This is a genomic window from Sphingomonas ginsenosidivorax (assembly GCF_007995065.1).
Classification (GTDB): domain Bacteria; phylum Pseudomonadota; class Alphaproteobacteria; order Sphingomonadales; family Sphingomonadaceae; genus Sphingomonas; species Sphingomonas ginsenosidivorax.
Genome location: NZ_VOQR01000001.1, coordinates 1,575,458 through 1,587,886 on the forward strand (window position 1 = coordinate 1,575,458; position 12,429 = coordinate 1,587,886).

Here is a 12,429-nt window from a genome sequence, read left to right on the forward strand (position 1 = left end):
TTACGCCCAAATGGTGCTTATCTGCGGTCGGACATGACCGCACTGACCCACCTCCAGCGGCTCGAAGCCGAGAGCATCCACATCCTGCGCGAAGTCGTCGCCGAGGCCGAGCGCCCGGTGATGCTCTATTCGGTCGGCAAGGATTCCGCCGTGATGCTGCATCTGGCAAAGAAGGCGTTCTTCCCCGCGCGCCCGCCCTTCCCGCTGCTCCACGTCGACACGACGTGGAAGTTCAAGGCGATGTACGACCTGCGCGACCGCGCCGCGGCGGAAGCCGGCATGGAACTGATCGTCCACACCAACCCGGAGGCGCGCGAACAGGGGATCAACCCGTTCGACCACGGCAGCCGCCACACCGACATGTGGAAGACCGAGGGGCTGAAGCAGGCGCTGACCGCGGGCGGTTACGACGCGGCGTTCGGTGGCGCACGCCGCGACGAGGAAAAGAGCCGCGCGAAGGAGCGCATCTTCTCGTTCCGCTCGGCCAGCCATGGCTGGGACCCCAAGGCGCAGCGCCCCGAGCTCTGGCGGCTCTACAATACCCGGATTGCGAAGAACGAGAGCATCCGCGTCTTCCCGCTGTCGAACTGGACCGAGCTCGACATCTGGCAGTACATCCTCGCCGAGGGGATCGAGATCGTCCCGCTCTATTTCGCCGCCCCGCGCCCGACGGTCGAACGCGACGGGATGCTGCTGATGGTCGACGACGATCGCTTCCGGCTGGAACCGGGCGAGGTGCCCGTCGACCGCTCGATCCGCTTCCGCACGCTCGGCTGTTATCCGCTGACCGGCGCCGTGGAGAGCGAGGCTGCGACGCTGTCCGAGGTCATCCAGGAGATGTTGCTGACCACCACCAGCGAACGCCAGGGCCGCGCGATCGACCATGACCAGGCCGCGAGCATGGAGAAGAAGAAGCGCGAGGGGTATTTCTGATGGAACCGGTATTCTTGCCCCCGACGTCGCTCCATCCACTCCGTCACCCTGAACTCGTTTCAGGGTCCATCTTGCCCCACGCGGGAACGCCCGTGGACGGATGGATGCTGAAACGAGTTCAGCATGACGGCGTATTTACAGAGATGGCGTCATGACCGCCTACACCCCAGACACCCTCATCGCGTCGGACATCGACGCGTACCTCGAGACGCACGCGCACAAGTCGATGCTGCGCTTCATCACTTGCGGGTCGGTGGACGACGGCAAGTCGACGCTGATCGGCCGGCTGCTCTACGATTCGAAGACGATCTTCGAGGACCAGCTCGCCGCGCTCGAAGCTGACAGCAAGCGCGTCGGCACGCAGGGGCAGAACATAGACTTCGCGCTGCTCGTCGACGGCCTCGCCGCCGAGCGCGAACAGGGCATCACGATCGACGTCGCCTATCGGTTCTTCTCGACCGACAAGCGCAAGTTCATCGTCGCCGACACGCCCGGGCACGAGCAATATACCCGCAACATGGTCACCGGCGCCTCGACCGCCGACCTCGCGGTGATCCTGATCGACGCCCGGAAAGGCGTGCTGACGCAGACCCGTCGCCACAGCTATCTGGCGCACCTCGTCGGTATCCGCGAGATCGTGCTCGCGGTGAACAAGATGGACCTGGTCGGCCACGACCAGGCCGTGTTCGACGCGATCGTCGAGGACTATCGCGCGTTCGCGACGTCGATCGGCATCGCGCGCTTCACCGCGATCCCGCTGTCGGGGCTGACCGGCGAGAACGTCGCCGAACCCGCCGCGACGATGCCCTGGTATGCCGGCCCGCCGCTGCTGTCGCATCTCGAGACCGTCGCGATCGATGCCGATGCGCGGCACGCGAAGGCGTTCCGGCTGCCGGTGCAATGGGTCAACCGGCCCGACCTCGATTTCCGCGGGTTCGCCGGCATGATCGCCAGCGGAATCGTCCGCCCCGGCGACGCTGTCCGGATCGTGCCCTCGGGCAAGACCACGACGGTCGCGCGGATCGTCGCGATGGACGGCGACCGGGCCGAAGCCGTCGCCGGCGAATCGGTCACGCTGGTGCTCGCCGACGAGGTCGATTGCTCGCGCGGCGACGTCATCGCCGCCGCGGACGCGCCCCCTCAGGCCGCCGACCAGTTCCTCGCGACGATCGTGTGGATGTCCGACACCGCGCTCGTCCCCGGCCGCGGCTACATGCTGAAACTCGGCACGCAGGTCGTCGGCGCCACCGTGCAGTCGCCGCGCCACGTCGTCGACGTCAACACGCAGGCCGAGCTGTCCGCCAAGACGCTGACGCTCAACGATATCGGCGTGGCGGAGGTCTATACCGACCGCGCGATCGTGTTCGAGCCATACGCCGACGGCGCCGATCTCGGCGGCTTCATCCTGATCGACCGCGCGACCAACGCGACGGTCGCGGCGGGCATGCTGCAATTCTCGCTCCGCCGCGCGCAGAACGTCCACTGGCAGTCGATCGACATCACGCGACAGGCCCACGCATTGCAGAAGGGCCAGCCGCCCAAGGTCCTGTGGTTCACCGGCCTGTCGGGCTCGGGCAAGTCGACGATCGCCAACCTGGTCGAGAAGAAGCTGTACGCGCTCGGCCGGCACAGCTTCCTGCTCGACGGCGACAATATCCGGCACGGGCTCAACAAGGACCTGGGCTTCACCGACACCGACCGCGTCGAGAATATCCGCCGCGTGGCCGAGGTCGCCAGGCTGATGGTCGATGCCGGCCTGATCGTACTCACCGCGTTCATCAGCCCGTTCCGCGCGGAACGGCAGATGGTCCGCGACCTGCTCCCGCCCGGCGAGTTCGTCGAGATCTTCGTCGATACGCCGCTGGAGGTGGCCGAGTCGCGCGACGTGAAGGGCCTCTACGCCAAGGCGCGGACCGGGGAGATCGCGAACTTCACCGGCATCTCGAGCCCCTATGAGGCGCCCGAGACCCCCGACATCCGCGTCGACACACGCCGCGAGAGCCCGGAGGCGGCGGCCGAACGGATCGTCGAGCACATCATGGGCGTGTGGAGCCACGACCTTTGACCGACAGCCCGCTTACCGACGCGCAGTTGGCGCGGTCGATCGCGCTCGAGGCCGGCGCGCTGCTGCAGGCGATTCGCGCGCGCGGCGATGCGTCGGGCAAGGCGCTGGGCGATATCGGCGACCGCGAGGCGAACGCGCTGATCGTCGCGCGGCTGCGCGCGGCGCGGCCCGACGACTTCATCCTGTCCGAGGAAGCGCTCGACGACCAGGCGCGCTGCGCCGCGAGCCGGGTGTGGATCGTCGACCCGCTCGACGGCACGCGCGAATATGCCGAGGGGATCGACGACTGGGCGGTGCATATCGGGCTGGCGATCGACGGGCGTCCCCGGATCGGTTCGGTCGCGGTGCCCGCGCGCTGCGCGGTGCATACCACCGACGACGTCCATCTGCCGCTGCCGGCCCCCGCCAACCCGCCGCGGATGGTCGTCAGCCGCTCGCGCGCACCCGAGATCGCCAGGACCGTCGCGCTGGCGATGGGCACGCCGATGATCGCGATGGGATCGGCGGGTGCCAAAGCGATGGCGGTGGTCGACGGCCGCGCCGAGATCTATCTGCACGACGGCGGGCAATATGAGTGGGATAATTGCGCCCCCGCCGCAGTCGCGCTCGCATCGGGTCTGCACGCGTCGCGAATCGACGGGTCGCCGCTCGTCTACAACTGCGCGGACCCGCTGCTGCCCGATCTGTTGATCTGTCGCCCGGAGCTTGCCGAGACGGTGCTCGCCGCGATCGCCTGCGCGCGTTAGCGCGCATGCTCCAGATGCAGATAGCGGGTCGAGAAATCGGCGAGGTCGCGTAGCGCATCCCAGCGTGGAAAACTGATCCGCCGGCGATTGCGCGTGATCAGTCCGTCCGCTTCGAGCGACTTGATGGTCCGGTTGACGTGCACCGCGGTCAGCCCCAGCGCGTCGGCGAGCTGTTCCTGGCTCATCGGCAATTCATAGCCCTGGTCGCCGGCCAGCCCCAGCACGTCCAGCCGGACCGCGAACTCGCACAGCAGATGCGCGAGTCGCGACCGTGCGTCGCGCCTGCCGACGTTCAGCACCCATTCGCGCGAGATCGACCCCTCGACCAGCGTGCTGACGAAGATCGCATTGCCGATCGCCGAGCGCGACCGGGCGAGGTTGCGCAGCGCGGTGCGCGGGATCGTCGCGACGTCGGCGCGGGTCAGCGTCTGGACGTTATGATCGGCGATATCGAGGAACAGATGCTGGAAATCCAGCGCGTCACCCGGGATGTGCATCGACACGATCTGGCGCATCCCCTGCCCCGTCAGCTTCTGTCGAAACGCGAACCCGGACAGCAGCACCGCGCACTGCTCGGGCGCCTCGCCCTCGCGCACCAGATAGGCGGAGGGCTCGTAGGTCTTGAGCGTATGCGGCAGCGACAGCAGCGCTTCGCGATCGTCGGGCTGCAGGGGCGTGTGAATCTCGAGCTTGCGCACCATGAGGGCAAGCGGACTGGCAAGGTCGGCCATGGGAATCTCCCGCGAAATTTGGGGCGGGAGCGCACGCATCTTCCGGCCGACGGCGCCCAGGGCTCGGCCATCGATGCACCACCATAACATGGAATGCATCGATCGTGCTTGCCTTATATGAGTCGCTGTCAGCGGCGACGGCGGTCGAGCGCGATCCCTGCCAGGTTCTGCGCGCGGCCGATCTGGCGGACGCGAACGCTCGCGAACCGGCTCGCCAGGTCCCGGAACCGGTCCCGGTACGCCTCCAGCTCGGGGGTCCTGCAGCGGCGCGTGCCGTTCGCCTGGCCGACGACGACCGCGGAGTCGCCGAGCAGCCGGACATCGCGTTCCCCCAGCGCCAGCGCGACCTGCAGCGCCGCGATCGCGGCAAGCCATTCGGCGTCGGTGTTGGACCCCTCGCCGAGGTCGTCGTCGACATAGGCGATGCCGCGGACGACGACGGCGGTCTCCAACCGGCCCGGATTGGGCCGGCAGCCGCCGTCGAAGAAGATCTTCGGGCTAGGCATCGCGCGGCGGGCGCGCCGGGCGCGTCGTCCACGCCAGGATCGCGCCGGCGGTGAGCAGCAGCACGCCGTTGCGCGCCGACCCGCGACGCAGCGCGCCGAGCCCGCCCGCGGTCAGCATCGTCGCCGGCACGCCGATCCGCGGACCGATCAACCGAGTCGCGACCGCGACCTGGCCGCTGGTCGCGCGCAGACCGGCGGGTTTCGTCGCCGGTGTCGGGGCCGCAGCAATTGCGGGCCCGTCGACCACCGTGTCCGCCACCACCGCGCCGCGCTGCCCCATCGGACGATCCGGCCCCGTCGTCGTATCCGCCGCGGTCTGGCGCTCGAGCTCCGAGTTCAGCTCGGCGCCGAGCAGGAACACATAGGCGGACAGCCACAACCAGGTCAGCAGCACGATCACCGCGCTCAGCGAGCCATAGGTCGCGCCGTAATTTCCGAACCGCGACACGTAGAAGCCGAACGCCAGCGTCGCGGCGAGCCACACCAAGGTCGCCGCGACCGACCCCGGGGTCAGCCACGCCCATTTCGCCTTCTCGCGATTGGGCCCGAACCGATAGAGGCACGCCGCCGCGGTCATCGCGATCAGCGCCAGCACCGCATAGCTGCTCAGCCGTATCGCGGTCAGCACGATCGCAGGCGCGCCCGGGATCAGCGCATCGAGCAGCGCGAACGCCGCGGTCGACAGCGCCGCGGTCAGCCCGAGCACCACCGCGCCCGCGGTGATCCCGAACGCGAGCAGGTTCAACGCGATGAACCCCCGCGTTTCGCGCTGTTCATAGGCGATGTTCAGTCCGGTGATCACCGACGACGCACCCTTGGTCCCGCCGTACAGCGCGATCCCCAGCGCGATGACGAGCCCGAACCCCTTCTTGCCCTCCGACGTGCCGACGACGGTCGCCAGCTGGTCGCCGATCAGCCGTGCGGCGTCGTCGGGCAGCACACCGAACAGCGCGCGGATGTTCGCGACCACCGTGCCGGTGTCCGCGACGAGGCCATAGATCAGCACGATCGATGCGAGCAGCGGCACGATCGTGGTGAAGCCGTAGAACGCGATTCCCGCGGCGATCAGGCCGATATTGTCGTCGCTCGATTCGGCCCAAGCGCGTTTCATCACCTGCCACCAGGCGCCGCGAGACATCGCCAAGGGGCTGTCGGCCGCTCCGTCGCTGGCAGCGGGTTGGGCAAGCGTCGTCGTCACATCAAATCCCCCGTCGTCCGTCCTTCCGACGGTCGGACCTGCCAGCAAACGCGGCAGGCGGCGCAAATGTCCGCGCCGGCGGTCAAAGTTGCCGCAGCGCGCTCGCCGGACGCGCGCCCAGGATCGGCCACGCGCCGAGCAGCCCGATCGCCATCGTCATCACCGCGCCGCCGACCAACGTCGCCAGCACCACCGCATAATCGGGCAGCCACGCGAAGCTGAACAGCTGGGTCACGACGTACCATGCGCCGCCCAGGCCCAGCAGCAGCGCCAGCGCCGACAGCACGATGCTGAGGAACGCGTATTCCAGCGCCTGTACGCCCAGCACCTGCAGCCGCGTGGCGCCCAGCGTCCGCAGGATCACGCCGTCATAGGTCCGCGCCTCGCGCGCCGCGGCGATCGCGCCGATCAGCACCGCGATCCCGGCGAGAATCGCGACCGATGCGGCGGCGGTGATCGCGGTGGCCATCTGCGAGACGATGTCGCGGATCTGCCCGATCACGCCGCGTACCTCGATCACCGACACCGACGGGAAGCGGGGCAACAGCGCGCGCATCACCATGCCCTCCTGCCCCGGCGCGAGGTCGATCGTCGCCGCGAGATTGTGGGGTGCGTCCTCAATCGCATTCGGCGAGAACACCATGACGTAGTTGAACCCGAGCGTGTCCCAGCTGATCCGCCGGAACGACGCGATCCGCGCGCTGCGCTCGACCCCGAGCAGGCTGTAGCTGATCGGGTCTCCGATCTTGAGGGCAAGCACCTCCGCCAGCCGCGCGTCGATCGACACGAGCGGCGGCCCGGCATAGTCGCGCGGCCACAATTTGCCCGCGGTCAGCTCGCTGCCTTCGGGCAAGATCGCAGAATAGGTCAGCCCGCGCTCGCCGCGCAGCGCCCAGGCGCCCTCGGGCAGCGTCTTGAGGTCGGCCACGCGCGTCGTGCCATAGCCGGTGATCGTGCCGCGCATCGCCGGCACCGTGCGGATGACGGGGTGGATCGCGACGCCCTCGACCACGCGGCGGAATTCCGCTTCGCGCGCGGGCGGCACGTCGAGCGCGAACAGCGACGGCGCGCGCTGCGGCACGGTGCGCGCGATGTTCGCGTCGATGCTGGTCCGGATCGCGGCGAGCAGGACGAACAGGGTCAGGCCCAGCCCGAGCGCGACGACGAGCGTCCCGGTCCGCGCCCCCGGCCGGTACAGCGCCGCGATCGCCAGCCGCAGCAACGGCCGCTTTGGCCGCGGCAGTCGCGCGGCGCCGCGCCGCACGATCCAGCCGAACCCGGCCAGCACCAGCAGCACGCCGGCCACCGCCGCCAGGAACCCGGCGCTGAGCAAGGGCTGCTCGGCGGTCCCCAGCGCCAGCGCGACGATCGCCGCGCCCGCGCCGACGACCCACGGCAAGGTCCGGCGAAGCGGCACCGGCCGCTGCCCGAACGTCCCGCGCAACAGCCCGGCGGCGGGGATGCTGCCCGCCTCGATCAGCGGCGGCGCGGTGAACGCGAGCGCGATCAGCATCCCGTACGCGGCGGCCAGCACCAGCGGCACGGGCTGCACCGCGAAGCTCGGCGCGACCGGCAGCACGTCGCCCGCCAGCGTCACCAGCAGCGGCACCGCGGCCGCGCCCGCGACCAGCCCGGCGACGATCCCGATTCCCGAGACCACCGCGACCTGCAGCAGATAGACCTTCGCGATCATCCCCGACGTCGCGCCCAGCACCTTCAAGGCCGCAATGCTGCCACGCCGCGCCGCGAGATAGGAGGACACGCCGTTGCCGACGCCGATCCCCGCGATCACCAGCGCGGACAGACCGACGAGCAGCAGGAACTGTCCCATCCGGTCGATGAATCGCTCCGCCCCCGGCGCGGCACGGTCGCGGGTCTTGGTCTCCCAGCCGCCCGCCGGAAACGCCGCCTTCATGCGGTCGGCGGCGGTCCTGGGCGATGCCCCGGCAGGCATGCGGATGCGATATTTGCTCTCGTACAGGCTGCCCGGCTGGATCAGCCCCGTTCGTGCGATCCCCGCCATCGAGACGATCGCGACCGGGCCCAGCGTGAAGCCCTCGCCCAGCCGGTCGGGCTCGTCGGCGACGATGCCGCCCACCACGAAGTCGGCCGACCCCAGACGCACCGTCCCGCCCGCTGCCACGCGCAACCGCTGCGCCAGCGTGGGCGCGATCCAGACGGTGCGGGCATCGCGGCGGGCCGCCGATGTGCCACGCACCGCCAGCGTGCCGTATAGCGGATAGGCGGCGTCGACGCCCTTCAGCTGGATCGGGACGCTGGTCGTGCCGCGGACCGCCATCGACTGCATCCGCACGGTTTCCGACACCGTCCCGAACCGCGCCATCGCGCTGCGTTCCTGCGGGGTCGCGGCGCGCTGCGAGGCGGCGAATTCGACGTCGCCGCCCAGGATCGCGCTGCCACGCCTGGCGAGCTCGTCGTCGATCGCACGCGTCAGGCTGCCGATCGCGGCCAGCGCGCCGACGCCCAGGAACAGGCAGGCGAGCAACAGCCGAAGCCCGCGGAACCGCAGATTGAGTTCGCGCCGCGCGAGCCGCCACGCCAGCCGCCAGTCGCTCACGCGGCGCGGTCCGCGACGATGCGCCCGTCGCCGAGTTCGACCACCCGGTCGCACCGTGCCGCGAGCACCGGGTCGTGCGTGATGATCACCAAAGTCGCCCCCGCCGCGGCGCGGCGTTCGAACAGCAAGTCCATCACCGCCGCGCCGGTCGTCGCATCGAGATTGCCGGTCGGCTCGTCGGCGAACACCAGAGCCGGCCGCGGCCCCAGCGCGCGCGCGATCGCGACGCGCTGTTGCTCGCCGCCCGACAATTGCGTCGGATAATGGTGGACGCGGTGTGCGAGGCCGACCGCCGCCAGCTCGCTTTCGGCGCGCGCGAACGCGTCGGCGATCCCCGCCAGCTCCATCGGCACCGCGACATTCTCCAGCGCGGTCATCGTCGGCAGCAGGTGAAAGGCCTGCAGCACGATCCCGATCCGCCCGCGCCGTGCCCTGGCAAGATCATCCTCGTCGAGCGCGCCGAAATCGAGCCCGGCGACGGTCACCCGGCCGGCGCTCGCGCGCTCGAGCCCCGACAGGATGGCCATCAGCGACGACTTGCCCGACCCCGACGGCCCCAGCAGCGCGACGCTGGTGCCGCGGCCGATATCGAGGTCGATCCCCTTTAGGATCGCGGTCGCGGCAGTGCCGTTGCCCAGCGTCAGCGTGACATCGCGCGCGGCGATGACCATATCGGTGGCAGGTTCGGACATGGAGATCATCACCTTGCAGCGAAAGCGCCTCTATGCGGCGGCAACCGTCCTTGTCCAAGCGGGACTGCTCGCCGCGTGCGACCGGACCGCGGAAATTCCGACACCCGCCCCCACCGCGACCGCAGGGCCGACCGTGCCGCAGGTCGCCGCGCCAAAGGGTCCGTCACGGCTGATTCTCGCGTTCGGCGACAGCCTGTACGCCGGCTACGGCCTCGACCGCGGACAGAGCATTCCCGACGCGATCCAGACGCGGCTGCGGCAGGCGGGCGTCAACGCGACGATCGTCAACGCCGGCGTCTCGGGCGATACCAGCGCGGCGGGTCGCCAGCGCTTCGTCTTCGCGCTCGACAATCTGCCGCGCAAACCCGACCTCGTGCTGATCGGGCTCGGCGGCAACGACGTGCTGCGCCAGATCGGCCCCGCCGAGACGCGCGCGAACATGACCGCGATGCTCGACGAGCTGAAGACGCGGAACATCCCGGCGATGCTCACCGGCATGATGGCCCCGCCGAATCTGGGGGCGGATTACACGCGTGACTTCAACGTGATATGGCCCGATCTTGCGAGCAGGTATCACGCGACTTTGTACCCGTTCATCCTCGACGGGGTGATCGGGGACACGCGCCTGATGCAGGCCGACCGCGTCCATCCCAATCCCGACGGCGTGGCAAAGATCGCCGAGCGGCTCGCGCCGATGGTGAAAGCGGCGCTTCCCACCCTCGCTCCGTCATCCTGACGAACGTCAGGATCCAGCGCTACGTGAGGTATCCTGTTTGGCTCTGGATCCTGACGTTCGTCAGGATGACGGCCTTAAAGCTGAGCGACGGGCTCACACCACGAACAGCGTCACGCCCTCGTACTTGATGTCGTTCGCGTTGAAGATCTTGTCCGGCTGGAACGAGCGATCGGTGACCTCGACGTCGTTCAAACCTGCGATCTTGAACGTGCCGATCTTGAACTCCTTGGGCGGCTGCCCTTCGCGTTCGAGCGCGACCGCGTCGACGAATACGTCGTCGTGGCGGGTGTAGAGGATGTGCGGCGCCAGGATCATCCGGGTCTTGTTGTACGTCACGGCCACGCATTTGCGCAGCGCGATCGCCTGCAGCAACAGCGTGTTGGTGTTGGCGGGCGCATCGGGGGTCGTCGTCATGTTGTGCATCGCAGCAATTTAAGTCGCCTCGCCGTTCGCACGAACCGCCCTCCTGTCACAAGACCAAATCCGACTCAGCCCGTGACCTCGTCGGTGTGCACCTCGAACCCTACCAGCTGCGCCGGCCCGAACGTCGTGGTCAGCGCGGTGTCGGTCGCGTCGCGTCCGCGCGCCATCAGGATGCGCCCGATCCGCGGCGTGTTGTGGCGCGCGTCGAACACATGCCAGGCGCCGCCGAGATACACGTCGAACCAGGCCGAGAAGTCCATTGGCGCATCGACCGGCGCGATCCCGATGTCGCCCAGATAGCCGGTGCAATAGCGCGCCGGGATGTTCATGCACCGGCACAGGGTGATCGCGAGGTGCGCGAAGTCGCGGCACACGCCCTGCTGTTCCTGATACGCATCCCACGCGGTCTTGGTCGGTCGGGCGAACTGATAGCCGAACTGCACATGGTTATGCGCGAAGTCGACGATCGCCTGCACCCGTTCCCAGCCGGCGGGCACGTGCCCGAACAACGACCAGGCGGTCTCCGACAGCCGGTCGGTCTCGCAATAGCGGCTGCCGAGCAGGAAGATGAGGACGTCGTCGGGCAGGTCCTCGACCGCGTGCTGCACCGCATCGGCGACGACGCGGTCCGGCAGGCCGTCATCCTGCACGGTGAAATCGCACGACAGCGTCAGCCCGCCCGCCGGCACCGTCACGCGCGTGCACACGTTCCCGAACCCGTCGAGATAGTCGTAGATCGGCACGTCCGGGCTTGCGACGATCCGGTGCGGCGTGACCAGGTCCTTGTTGCGCGACGGATGCAGGCTGAGCATCGCCATCATCGGCGTCGCCACCTCGGTCTCGAAGCGCATGTCGTAACCGGTCCGGATCAGCATCGATTCTGCCCCCCTCAAGCCTGTAGCGGCAGCGCGGTCTGCGTGCCCGTATCCGCGACAATGTCCGGGTCGACCGAAATGTCCACGGAGACCGTCATGTCGAGGAAACTCCCCGGAAAACCCGCCCAGGTACCCGAGATCGGCACCGCCTGGTAGATGTCGCGCGCGACCGCGACGCGGATCAGCCCGCGGTTGCCGACGATGCCGTTGGTCGGGTCGAACTCGACCCAGCCCGATCCCGGCAGATAGACGCGCACCCAGGCATGCGTGCTGCCGCCGCCGGTGCGATGCTCGCGCGAGGTCGGGCTGTAGACATAGCCCGAGACGAACCGCGCCGCGAAGCCCAGAGCGCGGACCGCCTCGATCATCAGCATCGCGTAATCGCGGCATGTGCCCTTCCGCCGCGTCAGCGTCTCGATCGGCGACTGCGTGCCCTTCTCGGCACGCGCGACATAGGTGAACTCGCGCTTGATCGCGGCGGTCATGTCCGAGAGCATGCCGAGCGTATCGGTCCGCCCCGCGGCGCCGACGAAGCGCCGCGCCCAGGTATCGATCTGCCGCTGCGGATCGTGATGCTGCCGCTCGATCGAGCGCAGCAGGTCGGGCATGTCCTCCGACGAATAGGTGAAGGGATAGAAGCGCGCATAGTCCTCGATATCGACATGCTGCAGCTCGGCGGGATTGTGCTGGAGTCGGATCCGGCTGTCGAAGACGAGTTCCTTGGCGCGCTTGTCGAACGTCGCAATCGCGACCGAATTGCCGAACACGTCCTGCAGCCAGCGCACGTCCGACGGCTGCGGGCTGATCGTCAGCGTCTCGTCGAGCACGTTCTGGTCATGGCTCTCACGCGGCCGCACCATGATGCGGTGCTCGCCAAACGCCACCGGATGGCGATAGGTATAGGTGGTAATGTGAGAAAGCGTAAGAAATGGCATCGCGGATCCGT

At 68.8% G+C, this 12,429-nt stretch carries 12 protein-coding genes; 4 read left to right on the top strand and 8 right to left on the bottom strand.

Annotated features, from left to right (window positions below):
• The first annotated feature begins 33 nt into the window (after positions 1-33).
• From cysD to FSB78_RS07095, 3 genes are all read left to right on the top strand, one after another.
• A complete protein-coding gene (gene cysD / locus FSB78_RS07085; protein ID WP_147081304.1) occupies positions 34-933 on the top strand; it encodes a sulfate adenylyltransferase subunit CysD in 900 nt (299 codons plus the stop codon).
• Positions 934-1,084: 151 nt separating this feature from the next.
• Positions 1,085-2,998, top strand: coding sequence for a sulfate adenylyltransferase subunit CysN (gene cysN / locus FSB78_RS07090; RefSeq protein ID WP_147081306.1), 1,914 nt, complete (start codon positions 1,085-1,087; stop codon positions 2,996-2,998).
• Positions 2,995-3,744 carry a 3'(2'),5'-bisphosphate nucleotidase CysQ gene (locus FSB78_RS07095; protein WP_147081308.1) on the top strand — a complete coding sequence of 250 codons (750 nt, stop codon included), beginning with the start codon at positions 2,995-2,997 and terminating at the stop codon, positions 3,742-3,744. The genes cysN and FSB78_RS07095 overlap by 4 nt, the downstream gene beginning before the upstream one ends.
• Here the strand turns inward: FSB78_RS07095 and FSB78_RS07100 are convergent.
• From FSB78_RS07100 to FSB78_RS07120, 5 genes are all read right to left on the bottom strand, one after another.
• A complete protein-coding gene (locus tag FSB78_RS07100) occupies positions 3,741-4,475 on the bottom strand; it encodes a Crp/Fnr family transcriptional regulator (RefSeq protein ID WP_147081310.1) in 735 nt (244 codons plus the stop codon). The two genes, FSB78_RS07095 and FSB78_RS07100, sit on opposite strands and share 4 nt — an antisense overlap.
• A 128-nt stretch (positions 4,476-4,603) precedes the next feature.
• Entirely contained in the window at positions 4,604-4,981 is a 378-nt protein-coding gene (locus FSB78_RS07105; protein WP_147081312.1) for a reverse transcriptase-like protein, read from the bottom strand.
• Entirely contained in the window at positions 4,974-6,092 is a 1,119-nt protein-coding gene (locus FSB78_RS07110) for a YihY/virulence factor BrkB family protein (RefSeq protein WP_158637976.1), read from the bottom strand. The genes FSB78_RS07105 and FSB78_RS07110 overlap by 8 nt, the downstream gene beginning before the upstream one ends.
• Positions 6,093-6,261: 169 nt before the next feature.
• On the bottom strand, positions 6,262-8,757 hold the full coding sequence (locus FSB78_RS07115) for an ABC transporter permease (protein WP_147081316.1): 2,496 nt from the start codon (positions 8,755-8,757) through the stop codon (positions 6,262-6,264).
• Positions 8,754-9,449 carry an ABC transporter ATP-binding protein gene (locus FSB78_RS07120; protein WP_147081318.1) on the bottom strand — a complete coding sequence of 232 codons (696 nt, stop codon included), beginning with the start codon at positions 9,447-9,449 and terminating at the stop codon, positions 8,754-8,756. Before FSB78_RS07120 ends, FSB78_RS07115 begins: the two co-directional genes overlap by 4 nt.
• On the opposite strand from FSB78_RS07120, the gene FSB78_RS07125 reads away from it, so the two are divergent.
• The gene (locus FSB78_RS07125; protein ID WP_199743130.1) at positions 9,448-10,185 is read left to right on the top strand and encodes an arylesterase; all 738 of its coding nucleotides are present in this window, start codon (positions 9,448-9,450) and stop codon (positions 10,183-10,185) included. The two genes, FSB78_RS07120 and FSB78_RS07125, sit on opposite strands and share 2 nt — an antisense overlap.
• 93 nt (positions 10,186-10,278) lie before the next feature.
• Here the strand turns inward: FSB78_RS07125 and FSB78_RS07130 are convergent, their stop codons facing one another.
• The 3 genes from FSB78_RS07130 to FSB78_RS07140 all read right to left on the bottom strand — a co-directional run bounded on the left by FSB78_RS07130 (position 10,279) and on the right by FSB78_RS07140 (position 12,418).
• Complete coding sequence (locus FSB78_RS07130; protein ID WP_242008099.1) at positions 10,279-10,608, bottom strand: WYL domain-containing protein; 330 nt, start codon at positions 10,606-10,608, stop codon at positions 10,279-10,281.
• A gap of 65 nt (positions 10,609-10,673) precedes the next feature.
• Positions 10,674-11,483: a transglutaminase-like domain-containing protein gene (locus FSB78_RS07135; protein WP_147081321.1), complete on the bottom strand. Its 810-nt coding sequence runs from the start codon at positions 11,481-11,483 to the stop codon at positions 10,674-10,676.
• 14 nt (positions 11,484-11,497) lie between these two features.
• Positions 11,498-12,418: a transglutaminase family protein gene (locus FSB78_RS07140; protein ID WP_147081323.1), complete on the bottom strand. Its 921-nt coding sequence runs from the start codon at positions 12,416-12,418 to the stop codon at positions 11,498-11,500.
• Positions 12,419-12,429: the final 11 nt, after the last annotated feature.